Origin of the sequence: Ancylobacter sp. FA202, from assembly GCF_000380205.1 — a bacterium.
Lineage (GTDB): Bacteria > Pseudomonadota > Alphaproteobacteria > Rhizobiales > Xanthobacteraceae > Ancylobacter.
The window spans coordinates 3,982,256-4,000,556 of the sequence record NZ_KB904818.1; the positions used below are offsets into that span (position 1 = coordinate 3,982,256).

Annotated in this window: 14 protein-coding genes; 2 read left to right on the forward strand and 12 right to left on the reverse strand. The window is 66.8% G+C overall.

The genetic code is table 11. From position 1 onward, the window contains the following. Positions 1 to 25: 25 nt before the first annotated feature. From A3M1_RS0118360 to A3M1_RS0118380, 5 genes are read right to left on the reverse strand one after another with little or no spacing between them, the layout of a single operon-like run. Positions 26 to 799, reverse strand: coding sequence for an ABC transporter permease (locus tag A3M1_RS0118360; protein WP_018390458.1), 774 nt, complete (start codon positions 797 to 799; stop codon positions 26 to 28). Between the two features lie 2 nt (positions 800 to 801). Then, complete coding sequence (locus A3M1_RS0118365; RefSeq protein WP_018390459.1) at positions 802 to 1,623, reverse strand: ABC transporter ATP-binding protein; 822 nt, start codon at positions 1,621 to 1,623, stop codon at positions 802 to 804. A gap of 2 nt (positions 1,624 to 1,625) precedes the next feature. Next, positions 1,626 to 2,618: an ABC transporter substrate-binding protein gene (locus A3M1_RS0118370; protein WP_018390460.1), complete on the reverse strand. Its 993-nt coding sequence runs from the start codon at positions 2,616 to 2,618 to the stop codon at positions 1,626 to 1,628. After that, entirely contained in the window at positions 2,615 to 4,027 is a 1,413-nt protein-coding gene (gene atzF / locus A3M1_RS0118375) for an allophanate hydrolase (protein WP_018390461.1), read from the reverse strand. The genes A3M1_RS0118370 and atzF overlap by 4 nt, the downstream gene beginning before the upstream one ends. Continuing rightward, on the reverse strand, positions 4,024 to 5,436 hold the full coding sequence (locus tag A3M1_RS0118380) for an amidase (protein WP_018390462.1): 1,413 nt from the start codon (positions 5,434 to 5,436) through the stop codon (positions 4,024 to 4,026). The genes atzF and A3M1_RS0118380 overlap by 4 nt, the downstream gene beginning before the upstream one ends. A gap of 262 nt (positions 5,437 to 5,698) precedes the next feature. Between A3M1_RS0118380 and A3M1_RS26015 the strand changes: the two genes are divergently transcribed. Beyond that, positions 5,699 to 5,866 (forward strand): hypothetical protein, encoded by a 168-nt coding sequence (locus A3M1_RS26015; RefSeq protein ID WP_245261899.1) that lies wholly within the window; start codon positions 5,699 to 5,701, stop codon positions 5,864 to 5,866. 231 nt (positions 5,867 to 6,097) lie between these two features. On the opposite strand, the gene A3M1_RS0118385 is transcribed toward A3M1_RS26015, so the two are convergent. Continuing rightward, positions 6,098 to 7,312, reverse strand: a complete 1,215-nt coding sequence (locus A3M1_RS0118385) for an MFS transporter (RefSeq protein ID WP_018390463.1) — start codon at positions 7,310 to 7,312, stop codon at positions 6,098 to 6,100. An 82-nt stretch (positions 7,313 to 7,394) separates the two neighbouring features. Here A3M1_RS0118385 and A3M1_RS0118390 point away from each other — a divergent pair, with 82 nt between their 5' ends. Next, positions 7,395 to 8,411, forward strand: a complete 1,017-nt coding sequence (locus A3M1_RS0118390) for an AraC family transcriptional regulator (RefSeq protein ID WP_018390464.1) — start codon at positions 7,395 to 7,397, stop codon at positions 8,409 to 8,411. 335 nt (positions 8,412 to 8,746) lie between these two features. Here the strand turns inward: A3M1_RS0118390 and A3M1_RS0118395 are convergent, their stop codons facing one another. From A3M1_RS0118395 to A3M1_RS0118420, 6 genes are all read right to left on the reverse strand, one after another. Then, on the reverse strand, positions 8,747 to 9,274 hold the full coding sequence (locus A3M1_RS0118395; RefSeq protein ID WP_018390465.1) for an invasion associated locus B family protein: 528 nt from the start codon (positions 9,272 to 9,274) through the stop codon (positions 8,747 to 8,749). Positions 9,275 to 9,323: 49 nt separating this feature from the next. Continuing rightward, entirely contained in the window at positions 9,324 to 13,460 is a 4,137-nt protein-coding gene (locus tag A3M1_RS0118400; RefSeq protein ID WP_018390466.1) for an autotransporter domain-containing protein, read from the reverse strand. An 843-nt stretch (positions 13,461 to 14,303) separates the two neighbouring features. Next, positions 14,304 to 14,603, reverse strand: coding sequence for a hypothetical protein (locus tag A3M1_RS0118405; protein ID WP_018390467.1), 300 nt, complete (start codon positions 14,601 to 14,603; stop codon positions 14,304 to 14,306). 404 nt (positions 14,604 to 15,007) lie between these two features. After that, complete coding sequence (gene istB, locus A3M1_RS0118410; RefSeq protein ID WP_018388938.1) at positions 15,008 to 15,802, reverse strand: IS21-like element helper ATPase IstB; 795 nt, start codon at positions 15,800 to 15,802, stop codon at positions 15,008 to 15,010. After that, positions 15,792 to 17,321: an IS21 family transposase gene (gene istA, locus A3M1_RS0118415; RefSeq protein WP_026221262.1), complete on the reverse strand. Its 1,530-nt coding sequence runs from the start codon at positions 17,319 to 17,321 to the stop codon at positions 15,792 to 15,794. The genes istB and istA overlap by 11 nt, the downstream gene beginning before the upstream one ends. A 97-nt stretch (positions 17,322 to 17,418) precedes the next feature. Continuing rightward, positions 17,419 to 18,288 carry a TniQ family protein gene (locus A3M1_RS0118420; RefSeq protein ID WP_018964015.1) on the reverse strand — a complete coding sequence of 290 codons (870 nt, stop codon included), beginning with the start codon at positions 18,286 to 18,288 and terminating at the stop codon, positions 17,419 to 17,421. Positions 18,289 to 18,301: the final 13 nt, after the last annotated feature.

Below are 18,301 nucleotides of genomic sequence, written 5' to 3' on the forward strand. Positions count from 1 at the left end.
AGGGCAGCTCGCGCAATAAATTGCGTCAGCCCCGGCCCCGCTCGGCGCCGTACCAGGGCAACAGCGTCCGAACCGCCCACTCGAACAGGAAGTCGGCGAGATAGCCCATCATGCCGAGCACCACGAGGCCGACAAACATCTGGTCGACGCGAAACACGGTTTGCGACATCTGGATCAGATAGCCGACGCCGAACGCGGCCCCGGCCAGTTCCGCCGCCACGAGCACGACCAGCGCAATCGAAAGCCCCACCCTCAGCCCGGCGAGAATGAGCGGCAGCGCGGCCGGCAGCACGACGAAGGCCAGCAGCCGCCAGTTCCCCGCGCCGAGGCTGGCACCGGCGCGCAGCAGCAGGGGCGAGGTGTCGCGCACGCCGATATAGGTGTTGACCCAGACCGGGAAGAAGACGCCCCAGGCCACAAGGAATATCTTGGAGGTCTCGCCGATGCCGAACCAGAAGATGGCGATCGGCACGAAGGCGAGCGAGGGAATGGCGCGGAACATCTGCACCAGCGGGTTGATGAGGTCGTACAAGCCGGCACTTCTCGCCATGGCGATACCAAGGCCGATAGCGAGGAGCGCACCGGAGACGAAGCCGAGCGCCGCACGCCAGAGGCTGGCCGCGAGATGTCGCGCGAGTTCCCCGCTCCCCAGCAGCTCGGCACCGGACCGCACCACCAGCGAGGGCGCCGGCAGCATGATCGGATTGACCAGCCCGCTATGGCTCAGCGCCTCCCAGCCACCAAAGAAGGCGAGTGCTCCGAGGCTTCCGAGGAAAACAGATCGGGCGGGAAGGCGCATGCTTATTCGTCCCCCTCCAGCCCTATGGCACGGCTGAGATGCTCATAGAGCGCGTTGAACGGGGTGCTGGTGCGCCGCCGGGGGCGCGGCAGGTCGATCCTGACGTCCTCGACCACCCGGCCGGGATGCGCCGACATCACGAGGATGCGGCTGCCGAGGAACACCGCCTCGGCGATGTTGTGGGTGACGAACACCACCGTCGTGCCGGAGCGCTGCTGGATGTCGAGCAGCTGGGCCTGCAGGCTGGCCCGCGTCATGGCGTCCAGCGCCGCAAAGGGCTCGTCCGCCAGCAGAACCTGCGGCTCGGTTGCCAGCGCACGGGCAATGGCGACGCGCTGCTTCATGCCGCCGGAAAGTTCGAACGGGTAGCGCCCCGCCACGCCCTCAAGGCCCATGGCGCGCAGCCCTTCCTCCGCCTTGCGCCGGCGCAGCGCCCGCGGAACGCCGGCCATGCGCAGGCCGAAGGCGACATTTCCAAGCGCCGTCAGCCAGCCGAACAGCGAGTAATCCTGAAACACCACGCCCCGCTCGGGACCGGGACCGCGCACCACCTCGCCCCCGACCCGCACCTCGCCGTGGGTTGGGGTGAGGAAGCCGGCGATCATGTTGAGCAGCGTAGTCTTTCCGCAGCCGCTCGGCCCCAGCAGGCACACGAACTCGCCCGCGCCAATCGTCAGTGAAACCTCGGCGAGCGCGGCATGGTTCTGTCCGCCGGCCGAGCGGTAGGAATGGCTGACGCCGTTGATATCGATCAGGGCTGGCACGGCCTGCGTGCCGGAGGCGACGACCGGTCGCTCCTCGGCACGCCATGAGGCGAGCGGCATGTTCACTTCGCCACGGCCCGCTCATACAGGTCGGTCACGACAACCGCGTTGAAATCCGGGATCTTGGCGTCGGGGCGGGTCAGCTTGTTGGCGACCGCCCACTCGGCCTCCTCCTGCAGCAGCTTCACCACCGCCGGCTTGTCCAGCGTCAGGTTGAAGCGGGTCCGGTCCCAGAACGCCGCCGCGACCTTCGGGTCGAGCTTGATGCGCTCGGCGACGATGGCTATCGATTGCTCGGGATTGGCCTTGATGTAGCTGTCGGCGGCGATCAGCGCCTTCAGCGCCTTCACCAGCAGTTCGGGCTTCTCGTCGATGGTCGATTGCAGCGTGATGATGCTGGAGAAGGTCTCGTACAGTTCCGGGCTGCGGATGACATGTACCTTGTCGCCCCCCTGCGCCAGCGCCTGCGACAAATGCGGCTCGGTCCAGATGAAGGCGTCAAGCGAGCCGTTGACGAGGCTGGTGACAAAGTCACCCGGGCTGAGATTGACCGCCGTGATGTCGGCCAGCGTCAGCCCGTTCGCGGCGAGCAGCTTGCCGAGATAGTAATGCGCATTGGTCCCCTGGGCGTAGCCGATGCGCTTGCCCTTGATATCCTTGGCGGTGGCGATGCTCGTACTCGCCACCAGATCGAAAGGCTCGTGCCGGTTGAGCGTGCCGATGATCCGCACCGGCAGGCCGTTGAGATTGGCGAAGACGACGGGCGTCTCTGCGGCGGTGGCGATGGCGATGCGGCCGCCGACCAGCGCGTCGAGCGCGAGGCGGCCGCTGGCGAAGGTGACGACCTCCGGCTTCAGTCCCTGCGCCTGCCAGGTCTTCTGGCTGTCGGCGACGAAGAACTGCCCCCAGCCGAGGGCGAACCCTTCGCCGATGACGATGTCCTGCGGCGCGCTGTCGGCCCGGGCCGGCGTGTGGCTGCAAAGACCAAGGCCGAGGGCGGCAAGAAGGGCAAAGCGCAGCCAGGTCGGCCGCGTGGTCGTTTTGGCGATGCTCATGCGCTTTCTCTCTCAGCAAGGGGAATATCGGGGTGGGCGGCACCCGTCGCGCCCAGGGGCACGCCGCGGGCGCGGTGGAAGCGGTCGGCGAGGCGTGTCAGCGCCGGTTCGGACCAGGCCGGCGCGAGCAGGGTGACGCCCTGGGGCAGGCCGTTGGGGAGGAAGCCGTTCGGCACCGCGACGCCGGCGAGATCGGCGAAATTGACGAAGCTGGTATAGGTGCCGAGCCGGGCATTCAGCACCAGCGGATCGGCCAGCATCTCGTCGATGCGGTAAATGGTGGGCGTGGTCGGCACCACCAGCACGTCGATCTCGCGCCAAAGCGTCTCGATCTCGCGCCGCTGCTGCAGCAGGTGTCGTAGCCCCGCGAATACATCGGCGCCGGAGAAACGGCGGCCGCCGAGCAGGATGTCGCGGGTGAGCGGCAGTACGCCGTCGGGCGCGTTGTCGATGAATTCCGCCAGCGCGCCATAGCGTTCGGCCAGCCAGGGCCCGTTGAACAGCAGCTCGTTCAGGGCCGCGAACGGCGCATAGTCCACCGTGCGGACCTGCCCGCCCAGCGCGGCCAGCGTATCGATGCCCTCAAGGAACAGGGCGCGGGCGCCCGCATCGCCGAAGAACGCGGGATCATGAGGTACGCCGACGCGGAACCCCTGATCAAGAATGGGTTTCCCCCGGCCGGGCAGGCGGGCGAAGGGGTCGTCGACGTCGAACTCCTCGGCAATGTCGAGCACCGCCAGCGCGTCCGGTGCGGTGAGTGCGAAGACCGAGACCGTCTCGATTGACCGGCAGGCCGGCACCACGCCGATGCCGCTCAGGCGCCCGCGCGTCGGCTTCAGCCCCACCACATTGTTGAAGGCGGCCGGCACCCGGCCGGAGCCGCCTGTGTCGGTGCCCAGGGCAAAGCTCACCAGCCCCGCCGCCACCGACACCGCCGCCCCGGACGACGAGCCACCGGGAATATAGGCCGCATCGAACGGGTTGCGGGCGATGCCATAGGGCGTGCGCGTGCCGTTCAGCCCGGTGGCGAACTGGTCCATATTGGTCTTGCCGACCAGTATCGCCCCGGCGCGCACCAGCCGTTCGACGGCGAGGTTCGACCGTTCGGGCTGATAGGCATAGGCCGGGCAGGCGGAGGTGGTGGGAAGCCCGGCAGCGTCGATGCAGTCCTTGACGCTGAACGGCACGCCGAACAGATGAAGACGTTCCCGCTCAAAGCGCGGAAGGGCCGCGAGTTCACGCGCGCGGGCGAGCAGCTTTGGTTTGGGGACGCGGCTGATCCACACCCCGTCGTCGCCGCGCGCCTCGATGCCGGCGAGAAGCCGCTCGACGAGGGTGACGGGCGACAGCCCCCGCGCATAGGCGGCCCGCAGCCGGGTGAGATCGAGCGGAGGCGGGGCGAGGCTCATGCCGGATCCGCCGGTCGCGCGAAAGGAAGGGCCTGTTCGAGCACCCGGGCGGCCCGGAGCACGGTCGCATCCTGATATTTGGCCGCGATCAGCTGCAGGCCGATGGGCAGGCCGGCTGAATTCAGCCCGACCGGCACCGAGGCGGCCGGCTGCTGGGTGAGATTGAACGGGTAGGTGAAGGGCGAGGGGATTGGCCGCGCCGTCAGCCCCGCGCTGTCGCCCTCGGCCAGCGGCGCGGTGCGCGCCGTGGTCGGGGTGATCAGCAGGTTATAGCGCTGGTGGAACTGCGCCAGCTTCCGGCCCAGCGCCTCGCGCGCCTCCAGCGCGCCGAGATAGGCCACGACATCGATGGCGCGCCCCTGCGCGGCGACCTCGGCCAGTCCCGGTTCGACCAGACCGCGCCGTTCCTCCGGCAGGTTGGCAAGGAGCCGGGCGGCGGCGGCGAACCAAAGCGTGCGGAAGACCGGGAAGGGATCATCGATGCCGGGGTCGATCTCCTCGACGTGGGCACCCGCCTGTTCCAGCCGGCGAACGGCGGAGGCGACGGCGGCCGCGATCTCGGGATCGACCTGCGCGTAGCCGAGCGTCGGGCTGAAGCCGATGCGCAGACCCGCGACCCCGGCCTCCAGTGCACCGTGCCAGTCGATCTCCGCCGCCGGCAAAGCGTGCCAGTCGCGGGGATCGGGCCGCGCGATGATCTCCAGCAGCGAGGCCGCATCGGACACGGTTCGCGTCAGCGGCGCGATGTGAAAGAGCGTGCCGGTGTGGGCCGAGGGATAGCCCGGCACCCGCCCGAAGCTCGGCTTGAACCCGAAGACACCGGAGAAGGAGGCCGGCAGCCGGGTCGAACCGCCGCCATCGGTGGCCACCTGCAGCGGGCCGAAGCCGAGCGCGGCGGCCACCGCCGAGCCGCCGGAGCTGCCGCCCGGCGTGTGCTTCAGGTTCCATGGGTTGCGCGTGACGCCGGTAAGCGGGCTGTCGGCAAGCCCTTTCCAGCCGAATTCCGAGGTTGTCGTCTTGCCCAGCAGGACCGCACCGGCCTCGCGCAGGCGGGCGACGGCGGGAGAGTCTTCATCCCAGCTCTGGTCGGGGTCGATCGCATGGCTACCGCGCCGCGTCGGCCAGCCCTTGGTCCAGAGAAGATCCTTGACCGCCGCCGGTACGCCATCGACCGGGCTTAGCGGCTCGCCCCGGCGCCAGCGCGCTTCGGAGGCGCTCGCGGCGTCGAGGGCGGCTTCGCGGTCGAGCAGCGCGAAGGCGTTCACCGCGGGTTCGAGCGCCGCGATGCGCGCGAGGATCTGCGTCGTCGCCTCGACAGGCGAAAGCGCGCCAGTGCGGTAGAGAGCGGCCAGTTCGCGGGCCGTCAATTCGTGAATCTGCGCGGCGCGGGGGGCAGGGATATCCAGCAAAACACGACCTAACGCTGTGAAATTATCGAGATGGCACTCCTTTCTTGGTAATTGTCGCGGGGCGACCGGTCCCGCCATTAATTGCGTCGCGTCGGCCGGCCTCGCCGGCCCCGGCCCGGCCCTTGCGGCGAGCGGGCGCTCGATGACGTCGGCGCGGCTCGCGACAGCGACGCGACGACGATGGCCTCCCCCATGAGGCGGCACTGGCCCCCGCAAGGCCAAGCTGATTGTCGACGAGCTCGCCATCCGGGTTGGCGGGCGCATCTTCGATCTCGCCGGCGCCAGCGCCGCCAGCCGCGCCCGCAATCCCGACCGCCGCTGGCGCAACGCCCGCACCCTCGCCACCCACAATCCCGGCGTCACCAAGGCCACTGCCATCGGCGCCTTCGAGGCGAAAGGGACCAAGTTGCCCGCGAAGGGGTTCTTCTAGTCGGGCTCCCCGGCACGCAGGCGGGCAGCCGTCGCTCCGGCCGCAATCGAAATAATCGGCAACGTCGAAGGAGGTCGTCATCGGCGACGGCGCGCGTCGGGAGGACGGTTTGATCAGTGGCGACCGACGATGGCAGCCCTGATCTCCAAGTTGGGATAAGGCTTCGAGTCCAATACGTAGAGCGATGCGATGGCTGAGCGTCCCACGCCATTCAGCCACCGCATCAGGAGTCTAGTGCAGCGCGGTTGCGCGACCGCTGCCCGGCAGAGTCCGCACGCCGAACAGGACGATCAGCGCGGCGACCACTAGAAGCAGGCAGGCGGCGGCAAAGGTGCCGGTCACGCCATCGACCGCGAGGATCGCGCCGCCACCGGCCGCGCCTACCGAGATCGCCAACTGAACGGACGCGACGAGCAGGCCGCCGGCGGTCTCGGTCTGATCCGGCACGGCGCGGGTGAGCCAGGTCGACCATGCGACCGGAACGCCGCCGAAGGCAAAGCCCCAGAGGGCGAACAGCAGGGTATGCACCATGGGATCCGCCGGAAGAGTGACGAGGGCGACACCGAGTGCGGCCATCAGCAGCGGCACGCCGAGCAGCGCCGCTTTCAGGCTACGCTCGATCAGCGGGCCGGCCGCCAGCGTGCCGACAAAGTTCGCCAGTCCAAAGCCGAGCAGAATGCCGGAGAGCGCGTTGATGCCGATGCCCGTGACCGTCTCGAGGAACGGCCGGATATAGGTAAAGACCGCGAAATGACCAGCGAAAGCCAGCATTGCCGCCGACATGCCCAACGCAACGCCCGGCCGGCGCAGAACATCGACCAGCGTGCGCAGCCCAGCAGCGCCGGTCGGTGCCATGCGGGGCAAGGTCATGATCTGGGCGATGATCGTCACGACGCCCATGGCCGCCGCCAGCAGGAACACGGCACGCCAACCGACGAGATGGCCGAGATAGCTTCCGACCGGAGCGGCGAAGATCGTCGCCGCCGAAACCCCGCTAAACAGGATCGACAGCGCACGCGGTATCATCGCCTCAGGCACGAGCCGCATGGTGAGCGCCGCCGACATTGCCCAGAAGCCGCCAAGCGCCAACCCCAGCAGCACGCGGCCGAGGATGAGCAGAGGCAGGTTCGGTGCGAACGCCACGATAAGGTTCGAGATCACCAGCATGATTGAGAAGGCGACCATGAGGTTGCGCCGATCGATGCGCTGGGTCGCCGCCGAGACCAGAAGACTGGCAGCCATCGCCACCAGAGCCGTTGCCGTCACGGCCTGACCCGCAGTTCCTTCGGTGATGCCAAGATCAGCTGCCATCGGGGTCAGCAGGCTGGCGGGGAGAAACTCTGCCGTTACCAGACCGAAAACCCCCAGCGTCATCGAGCCGACGGCCGCCCATGCCGGGGAGATGGCGGGCGCTGGTGTCGCGTCCACCGCAAGCGTGTCACTCATTCGTGTGCCTTTCCAGAGAAGGATGTTGCGTTGCAACAAGCTAGGCTGGTTTGGCAAGACGAACTATGCCAGAATATCCGTCATGCTTGATCATTCGTCCGAAGATGCGACCTCCGCCGGGCCCGCCACCTACGCCGACGTCGTGAGCGAGCTGCTCGGCGGCATGCGGTTTGTCGGCCTGAAATACCGCCGTATTCAGATATCCCCGCCCTTCGGCGTGCATTTCGGCAATGAGGCGGGACGCGCGCAGTTTCATTTCATTTCGCGCGGCACGGTCTATCTGCGGCGACCCGAGGGCGACGTCGAAAAGCTGGAGGCCGGATCAGCGGTGTTGCTGCCGCATGGCGGGGCGCACGACCTGCTCTCCGCGCCGGACCTGCCATGCCGCACAGTATCCGCCTTTGCGGAGGCTCCGCTCTGCGGCACCGTCGCCGCGATCAATGCCTGCGATAGCGAGCTCTGCCGCAGTACCGATGTCGTGATCTTCAGTGGCTGCATGGAGCTCGAACTCGGTGGCATGACCCCGTTGGTCGCCTTGATGCCATCGGTGATGTCGGTCGGCACGTTGCTGGATCGCTATCCCGAATTGCTGCCGATGCTGGAGGCGATGGAACGGGAAACCCGCGGCGACCGTGCAGGTTTCGCCGGCATCCTCGCGCGCCTCGCCGAGGTGGTGTCGGTCTTCATCGTCAGGGCATGGGTCGAATGCGGCTGTGGCACCGCCGCCGGATGGGTGGCCGCGCTGCGCGATTCCCGGCTTGCGCGCGTCATCGCCGCCGTGCACCGCGATCCCGGCCGCGAATGGACGGTGGCCGAACTTGCTTCGGTCATGGGCAGTTCCCGCTCCGTGTTCGCCGCACGCTTTCTCGACGTCACAGGGATGACGCCGCTGCGCTATCTCACCGAACTGCGCATGCGTCTTGCGGCACAGTGGATCACGCGGGACCAGATTTCCATCGAAACGGCCGCCGACCGGCTCGGCTATGGCTCGCACGCGGCGTTCAGCCGTGCCTTCAAGCGGACGATGGGGCATGCGCCGGGAGCTCTGCGGTCGATACAGCTTGCTCCGAGAACGGTCGAGCAGCGCGAGACGCGATAGCACCTTGCTCTTGCGAAAGCACCGCGCTCAAAACGAAAACACAATCCAAATTGGTTATTGGCCACCGCTGCTGAAGCTAACGACCCGCCAGAACAGAAGTTCGCTAGGATGACGACGATGGCCGGTTTGGGGCCGGGAGCGGACCGGCCGCTATTGGGGGAATTCAAACGAGAAGCTGACATGTCGCCGATGAATGTCGAGGCTGAATTGCCTCTTCGATGACCCTGCCGGTCACCGCGTCAGGGGGGGAGCAGTACTTCTACGTTTCGGCCGAGAGCGCATCTGCCCGATGATGCGACGGAACACGCCATTTAATGACCCCGGGCGCTGCCGACCTACGGCTTGAGGCTGGCGTCGAGGGCGGGGGCGAAGCCTTTGAAGGAGAGCGGCAGCGTCACCGGGCGGCGGGCGCCGTCCTCGAAGGAGAAGCTGCCGGCACCGGCGGCGGCCTTCAGCGCCTGCACCGAGGCGGCATCCAGCTCGGCTTCGGCGAAGCACCCCTGCGGGCAGCGCGTGAAAGCGAGCTGCAGCGGCTTGGCCTTTTCACTGACCTGAACCTTCACCCCGGCGGGAAGCCACACGCCGGCGGGCAGCTGTATCACCAGCCGCAGCGGCGCTTTGGCATCGGCCCGGCCAACCGCGACGCTGGCGATCAACCCCTTGCCCTGCGCCTGGAGATTCTGCACCACCTCGCAGGTCCGTCCCGTATCGCTCGCCACGCACCGCACCACCCAGTCCTCATAGGTGGCAGTGGTGAGGCCGGGCCGCGCGGCCGCCGGTGCTGCCGGCTGCTGCGCCGACGCCGTGCCGGCGAGGCTGAGGCCGGCCAGCAAGCCCGCCAGCATGAGGAAACGATGCGTCATCTTGCAGCTCGGTCACGAGAAAGCGGATCGGAGGGCAGGCGCCGTTTTCTCAGAACTTGAGAGAGAACTGCGCGCTGAAGGTGTTCTGGTTGGCCTGGTCGGACAGCTGGCCCGAATAGTTGAACTGTAGCGCCGCACCGTCGGACAATTGGTAGCCCAGCCCGAGCCCGACCAGCGCCACATCCTCGGCAATCGGCACGCCCTGGATGGTGAAGGAGGTGGCACCGCCATTGGCGAACAGCATGTCGGCCGACGAGTTGGTGTCGCCGAAGGCATGCTGCCAGCCCAGCGTCGCGCTCGTGGTGAGGGTGCGGCCTGCCACGGTGAAGGTGGTGGCGGCACGAACGCCCAGCGTGGAGTAGAACGTGCCCTGCGAGGCTCTATCAACCGACAGCGCCGAGGCGAGCGTGCCGCTTTCGGTGAAATCGTCGCCGGAGACGTGCACATAAGCGAGGCCAACAAAGGGCTCGAAGGCATAGGCCCCGACCGACATGTCGTAGCCGATCTCGCCGAACAGCTGGGTGGTGCCCAGCGTGTAGTCGCCGTCATTGGCGCCGTAGAAGCCCGGGAACAGCACCGAGCGCGACACCGAGATGTCGTGCCAGGTGTAGGAGGCGCCGCCGCGCAGCGCGACGGCATCGAACTGCGCACCGGCATAGAGGCCGATGTCGTAATTATCCATTGACCCCTGCGAGGAGCGCGCGTCGATGTCGAACGAGGTCCGGCTGTAGCCGCCGACGAGGCCGACCCGCACATTGTCGAGCACGGCGACATCGACGCCGCCGAACACGCCGCCGACCGTGGTGTTGACCGAGGCGGCATTGGCATTGCCCGAGACCTCGCCCCAGCCGCCGAAGCCTTCCGCCCACAAAGTGGGGGTGAAGCCCTGGCCGAGCGCGGCCGTCGCCGGCCCTGCCGCCTTGGCGGCATAGGACAGCGCGCCGGCGGACGGGGCGGTGAGCGACTGGCGCAGCCGGCTGCCGACCGTGTCACGCAGATAGATCGACTGCTGCTGGATCACCGTCTGGGCCGAGGCGTAGGCCTCGCCCGAGAGCTGGTTGAACACCGGCGTCACCGCCCCTTCCGGCAGGGAGAAGATCGCCTCGAACAGGGTGTTCCCGGAGCCCAGCGCCTGCGCCGCGACGGCCACCTTCGCCTCGTTCGGCGTGCGCGCATAGTCGACGAAGTCCATGCCATTGCTGATCAGCGTCAGGTAGACGTTCTGGGCGTCATAGGTCAGCTCGGGCGTCAGGAAGGCGAAGTCCGAGGTGGCCGGGCCGAAGGTGCCGGTCAGCGTGCTTGATGTGGACAGGATGGTGATCGTGCCCATCGAGGAATAGTTCCCCGGGGTCGCCACCACCTCGACGCCCGCATCCGAGGACAGCGTCACCGCGCCGGTGGCGGTGATCAGGTCGTGTTCGCCGTCCGCCGTGATATCCACCACATAGGTCGAGCCGGCGTTGAAGGCGACCGGGCCGTTCACGGTGAGCGTGCCCGGCGAAGTGCCCGGCGCCACCGTGCCGCCGCTGTTCACCGTGAGCCCGCCGATGGTCGCTGTGCCACTCAGCACGCCGCCCTCATTGAGGGTGAAGGCCGAAGCGTTGCTCGACCCGGAGGCCAGTTGGACGACGGTATCGTCCGCAGTCACCGCGCCGCTATAGGCCCCCGAGAACAGCACGGTGCCGCCGCCGGTGAACGTCACCGTGCCGTTGCCGGTGACCGCGTCGGTGAAGGCGTAGGTGCCGGAACGGTTGAACACCAGATGGGCGTTGTTCACCACGTCGCCTATGAGCGAGCCGGTGGTGCCGCCATTGCCGATCTGCAGCGTGCCGGTGGAGATGGTGGTGACGCCGGTGAAGGTGTTGGCTGCGGTCAGGATCAGCAGGCCGTCGCCGGTCTTGGTCAGGCCGCTGGCGCCCGAGATCACGCCCGAGAGGGTCAGCGCCTGCGCCGGGTCCACCTCGAACGTGCCCGCCGTGCCGACGCTGCCGGCCAGCACCACCGCCCCACCGAAAGTGAAGCTGCCGCTGGCGCGGAACGTGCCGGCCTCGCCGACCGTCAGCCCGCCGCTGCCGAGTGCGTTTGCGGTGTCGACGCGCAGCGTGCCGGTGGTGATGGTGGTGCCGCCGGAATAGGTGTTGGCGCCGGTCAGGTACAGCGTGCCGCTGCCCGCCTGTACCACCGCGCCGGTGCCGGAGATCGCCCCCGCCATGGTGAATGCGTCGCTACGGTTGAACGCCAGCACGCTGTTATTGGTCACATCGCCCAGGATCGACCCCGACGCGCCGCCATCGCCGATCTGCAGCGTGCCGCCGGAAATGACGGTGCCGCCGGTATAGGTGTTGGTGCCGGTCAGCGTCAGCGTGCCAAGGCCGGCCTTGGTCAGCGCCCCTTCGCCGCCGAGCACGCTGTCGACGCCAATGTCGAACCCGTTGGAATCAATCGTGCCGCCGCCCGCCGCGAGCGTGACATCGCCCGCATCGAAGCCGGAGAGGAAGTACGACAGGGTGGCCGTAGCCCGCAGCGTGCCACCGTCGAGGGTGATCAGTCGGGTCCCCGGCGAGTAGTCCTGGTAGAAATAGCTCGCCGCCATGGTGCCGCCGTCCTCGACGGTGATGCTCGCATCGGTGCCGTAAGAGCCCATGGAGACCGAGTTGGTGCCAGCATCCCACAGCGAGCCGGCGCCCGTCACCGTGATGGCGCCCGTGCCGTAGTAGGAAAGGGCCATTGTGACATAGCCGCTCAGCACCGTGCCCCCGGCGGCGACCGTGACGACGCCCTCGCCCGCGACTCCGACACTGAAGCTGCCGCCCGCCAGGTCCAGCGTGGACCCGGCACCCGTGACCGTCACGATGCCCTGGGATCCCCGGTAGCTACCGAGAGCGGCCGATGTGCTCGACACCTTGCCGCCGGCGGCGACAGTGAGCGTTCCCTTGGCACCGGTATTCGCGCCGATCGTCAGAGAGCCGCTATTGGTCCAGCTGGAGCCGGCGCCGGTCACTGTCGCCGTGGACATAACGGTCGCATACTGCCCGATCACGCCGTACGTGCCGGTCACCGAGCCGCCATCGGAAATCGTCATCGCGCCCACGCCGGATCCGCCGACGGTCACGCCGCCCGAGCTGGTGACGGTCGAGTCCTCCCCCGTCACCGTCAGCGAGCCCGACGAGCCGTCCCGAGAGGCGATCGAGACGAAGACGGCGCTCGCCGCGCCACCGTCGGAAACCGTCAGTGTGCCTGTGCCATTTTCGCCCACGACGAGACCTTCCTGGAGGGTCAGGTTCGATCCCGCCCCCGTCACCGTGGCCGTGCCGTCCGATCCGCTTTTGCTTCCGAGCGAGGCCCGGATCGCCGTCACGCTCGCGCCATCCGAAATGGTCAGCGTGCCGGTGCCGCGGTTACCGACCACCAGCCCCTCCTGGGAGCTGAGAGCCAGGCTCGTGTCCTCTCCAGTCACCGTCAGCTCGCCCGACGTGCCCTCACCCTGGGCGACAAAGACCGCTTCGGCCGTGGAGTTGCCACCGGAGAAGACAAGCGACCCGTCGGAAACGAACGTGAATCCGCCAATTGTGTTGCTGCCGGTGAACTCCAGCGTGCCGGCGCTGGCCGTGGTACCGCCGGACCAAGTGTTGTTGCCTGACAGGATCAGCGTTCCGTCGCCGGTCTTCTCAAGGCCGGTGGTGCCGAGAAGTGCCGAGCCGATGGTGGCGCTGGCGTCGGCGGCGACGGAAATACCCGTCTGGCCCGAAATCGCCGCCAGCGTGATGCTGTCGCCGGAGAGCGCGTAGCCGTCGACGTCGAACTGCATGCCGGTGACGGAAATCACGCCCGGCGCGCCGGCCACGCTCACCGCGCCGCCCGTGCCCGCGAAGATCGCCAGAGTGCCGTCCCACGCCGTGGCCGTGGCCCCGGCGGCGTCGGTCCAGTTGGTGTTGGCGGCGTTCCACGTGCCCGCCCCGCCGACGACTTCAGCGCCGCCCGGCTGGTCGACCGCGCCGTTCCAGTAGGGGTTGGCAGGGAGCGGCTCGGCATGGCTCGCGGGGGCGGCGAGGCTCAGCGCCGAGATCAACGCCGATGACAGCAGCAGCCCGCGCCGAAACGCGCGCCGCGCCCCGCCGGGGCCTTTGCCGGCAAGGGACACGACGCAGGATGCCGCACGGCTACCGACGGTCTCGAAACGCTTCATCTGCACATTCCCACATGGTCCGTAACCGCGCGCCGAAAGCGAGCCGAGCCGGGAGGCGCGTCTGGCGGAAATGCCGCCGGACGCATATCCAGGATCTGAAGCTCAGCCGGACGGCGCACGCCCCGCACGATTTCCCGATTTGTTTTGGCTGACAGGCATCGCTTGCCCGAGGGGCGGCCGGTGGCCTCCCCTGGCTGACGCCTTTGCTGTTGCACGATCAACAGGCTGGTGCCGCAAGCGGTCCCGACGAAGCGGGTCGGCCAGACGCCGGCCGCGCCGACGCTCGCGCGCAAACAACCCCAGCGTTCTCGTCTTGCATGCCACCCTGCCCGAAGCTCGGCCCTCGCCAACTTCGCGAGCCCCCGCCGCACTATGCGCGATGACCCTGATACCGCGATAGTCTGATGCTGCGCATAGCGCCCCGATAACGTCCCCCAAGCGCGCTAAGCACAAAACTGTTGCATATTTGCCGAGCGGGTTGATCTCGCACTTGCGCGATGCGCGCAACGTCGCGTTTCCCAATATTGGCTGAAAAAAAGGCATGTATTGAACCGCCCCTAGATTTCGGGACGCCTTCTTCCCTTAAATTCTGAGGCAAGGAGGCCCCGATGGGCACAGCGAACTTCACCGAGGAGTTCACCTTCAGATCACCGAGCGGAGCGCTCCGGTTGCGGAGCGGCTGCGCGGCTGGAGATCAGCAAGTACTCGCTCTACCAGTGGAGGCAATAGTCCTCGTATCGCAGGTACGCGCGCGCACCGGCCGCGTCGACGTTCTCGTCAACAATGCGGCGTCGGCAAGTTTGGAGGCGCCGAGAGATCCGCGGCCGCCCAGGTTCAGCGCTTCTACGACGTCAATCTGTTCGGCGTTGTCGGGGTCATCAACCCGGTGTTGCCGTCAATGCCAGCGTGCGGGGAGAGCCGCATCATCAATCTCAGCAACGCGCTCGGGTTCATCCCGCGCAGTACTCGGATCATAATGCCGGAAGCAAGCTCGCCGTCGAGGGCTATTCCGAGTCGCTCGATCACGAGGTACGCGCCTTCAATGTCCACGTTGGCTTGATCGAGCCCGGCACGGTGACCAGCAATTTCGACCAGAGCGCGCTCGAGCCCGACACAAAGAAGACGGCTTAAGATGGCGGCCACGCCTGGGTGAATGAGTTCATCCGGAAGGCCTTGCTGACGGCGGTCACACCCGAAGATGTGACGGAGGCGGTGCTTCGGACGACGACGGCGGCCCGCCACAGGCTCCGCTACCCCGTTGGCAAGGTGGCGAAACAGGTCAGCCTGCTGAGCCGCCTTATGCCGGCGCGGCTGTTCGACACGGCGCTGCGCCAGCGATTCGACCTGCCAAGTTGGGGGAGCTGCCGCCCTGCTCTCGCGTCGTGCTGGTCATACTGTGGAAGACCAGGACCGGACGCGAAGCCAGAATGTGCTGATGTATGCAGGAAGGTCGGTTGGAATGGGGGTGACGTTCAACTGTTGATTTCCGCGGAGATTTGACCCTGGATTTCCACTGAGAAGTGACCCGGCCGGATGGTGGTCTGTGGTCAGGTGGCGGTCAAGTTCCTGGATTTCTCCTTGGTTGTTTTGGCGGGTTTTGCCGAGCTATTCCGGAAACGGAAACTGTCGTTCCCGGTCTCCAGGATGTGGCAGTGATGGGTAAGGCGGTCGAGCAGGGCCGTGGTCATCTTGGCGTCGCCGAAGACGGTGGCCCATTCCGAGAAGCTGAGATTGGTGGTGATGACGACGCTGGTGCGCTCATAAAGCTTGCTCAGCAGGTGGAAGAGCAAGGCGCCGCCTGATGCGCTGAAGGGCAGATAGCCGAGCTCATCGAGGATGACGAGATCGGAGTGCGCGAGCCTGGTGGCGATCTGTCCGGCTTTTCCCTGGGCCTTTTCCTGTTCGAGGGCATTGACGAGTTCGACGGTGGAGAAGAAGCGGATCCGCTTGTGATGGTGCTCGACGGCCTGAACGCCCAGCGCCGTTGCGATGTGCGTCTTGCCGGTGCCGGGACCGCCGACGAGGACGACGTTATGGGCCTCGTCGAGGAACTCACAGCGGTGGAGCTGGCGAACGAGTGCTTCATTGACCTCGCTGCTGGCGAAGTCGAAGCCATTGAGGTCGCGGTAGGCCGGGAAGCGTGCGGTCTTGAGCTGATAGGCCGTTGATCGGACCTCCCGCTCGGCGGTCTCGGCCTTCAGCAACTGCGATAGGATCGGCATGGCGGTCTCGAAGGCCGGAGAGCCTTGTTCCGTCAGTTCGCTAACGGCTTGGGCCATGCCGTGCATCTTGAGGCTGCGCAACATGATGACGATAGCCCCGCTGGCCGGATTATGACGCATGGCGCACCTCCCTGGCCCGCCGCAGGGCGTCATAGCGTTCGACGTTGGCCTGCGGTTCGGTGGTCAGCGTGAGGGCCTGAGGGGCGTCGATCGTTGGTGTGGTCAGCGGCGTACCATCGATCAGTCGGTGCAGAAGGTTGAGGATGTGGGTCTTGGTCGGCACGCCGGCCTTGCATGCCAACTCGACGGCCGTGAGCACGACCTGTTCGTCATGCTGCAAGACCAGGGACAGGATCTCGACCATCTCGCGGTCGCCACCCGGTGTTTTGAGCAGATGTTGCTGGAGGGAACGGAAGGCAGTTGGCATCTCGGCGAAGGGAGCCCCGTTCCGCAGGGCTCCGGGTTTGCGCTGGACGACCGCCAGATAGTGCCGCCAGTCGTAGATCGTCTGGCTCTGGCGATCATGAGATCGGACAAAGGCTCGGCGATGCTCGCAGATCGCGTGCCCCTCGGCGACGATGACGATCCGGTCGGGATAGACGCGCAAGCTGACGGGTCGATTGGCGAAGGACGCCGGCACGCTGTATCGATTGCGCTCCAGATGAACCAAGCAGGTTGGCGTCACCCGTTTGGTGTGCTCGACGAAGCCGTCGAAGGGGCGGGGCATCGCCATAAGGTGCCGGACCTCTTCGGCCCACACATCGGCGATCGTACCGGGTTGCGAGCCATGCTCGATCTGTGACCACAACTCCCGGCATCGCTTCTCCAGCCAGTCATTCAAGGCTGCCAGGGACGGGACGTTGGGCAGGGGCTGCCAGAGCCGATGGCGGGCATCCTGTACGTTCTTCTCGATCTGCCCCTTCTCCCAGCCCGAGGCCGGATTGCAAAACTCGGCCTCGAACAGGAGGTGGCTCACCATGGCCGAGAAGCGGATGTTGACCTGGCGCTGCTTGCCACGGCCGACCTTGTCGACGGCCGTTTTCATGTTGTCGTAAATGCCCCGCCGCGGCACGCCGCCGAAAACCCGGAAGGCGTGGTTATGGGCATCGAACAGCATCTCATGGGTCTGGAGTGGGTAGGCGCGCAGCATGAAGGCGCGGCTGTAGGACAGCTTCACATGAGCGACCTGCAGCTTGGTGCGCTCGCCGGCGATGATCGCCCAGTCCTCAGACCAGTCGAACTGGAAGGCCTCTCCGGGCACAAAAGCCAGCGGCACGAAGGTGCCGCGGCCGCTGGTCTGCTGCTCGCGCAGCCGGGCTGCCTTCCAGTCCCGGGCGAAGGCCGCCACCCGATTGTACGATCCCTCATAGCCCAGCGTCACAAGATCGGCGTGCAGCTGCTTCACCGTGCGCTTGTGCTTACGCGACTCGCCAGCCTCGACCTGCAGCATCGCCGCAAGCTTGTCGGCATAGGGATCGAGTTTGCTCGGCCGGTCAGGAGCCTGAAACTGCGGCTCGACGCTGTCCGCCCGCAGATACTTGCGCACGGTGTTCCTCGAGAGGCCGGTGCTGCGGGATATCTCTCGGATCGAGCGACGATCCCGATGATGCCAGCGTCTGATGACGCTCAATAACTCCATGTCGATCACTCCGCTGTCCCCCGCGTAGCCCGCGTGAGACGTGGTGAAAACATGGGTCACTTCTCGATGGAAAAATCCCCGGCAGACGGGTCAGATCTCAATGGAATTCAACAGCCAACCATTCATACAGGTGCCCGAACAGCGGATGGGGGCCATGGCGCACATGGCCGTCTAGGAAGGAAGATTGCAGGCGATCCAGGAAGGCGAAGATCTCCACCTCGCCGCCCGCCAGGATATCGAAGCCCACGGCCTCCGCCTCCCATCTTTCCGGGTCCGCCAGGCTGTCTATAGCCACTTGCGGGCCACGGACTTCCGAACCTCCGACCATCGCGCTCAGGCGCATGACGGCATGGAGGGGAAGTGCATCCGGCCACGGCGAAGGCGCGGCCGTTCCATCGAGGCATCCCCGGACATAGGTTTCGAATGAAGACGGCTCTCTCTTCACCGCCTGTCCGGTAAGCGTGCCCAGCTGCGGCAGCGCCATCGCCAGCACCTGGGACGTGTCGTGCCGGCGCGCCACCATCGAGCCGGTGCCGACCGTAACCAGCGAGAGGTCGTGGAGGGGGCACGTGCGCACATAGTCGATCAGCCAGGTGCTACGCCGATAGGGGCGGGCCAGGACACGGAAATCGTGGCGGGAGACATCCTCTTCGAGACAGGCGGGGCACACCCGCACCCGGTCCCGGGACAGGTTGGAGATGAGGAATTCATGCCCCTTATGAAGGTAGCGGCGCTCGCGACCGATGCGGACGAAGGCCTCCCGACCGATCGTCTCTGCATCGATCCCGGCGAGACGTGCAAGTTGGACGATCACTTCCGTGCTGCCGTCCACGAGTCCTTGCACATCGAGATCGAAATCCCGGCAAAAATCGTGGAGGTCATCCCGACAGTTCCGCGCTGCAAGGCGGGAGGCGAAGTCGGACGGCATCTCGAGCAAGCCGGGCGTGAGGGTCCAAGGCAAATTCACTTCCGGGTTCCTT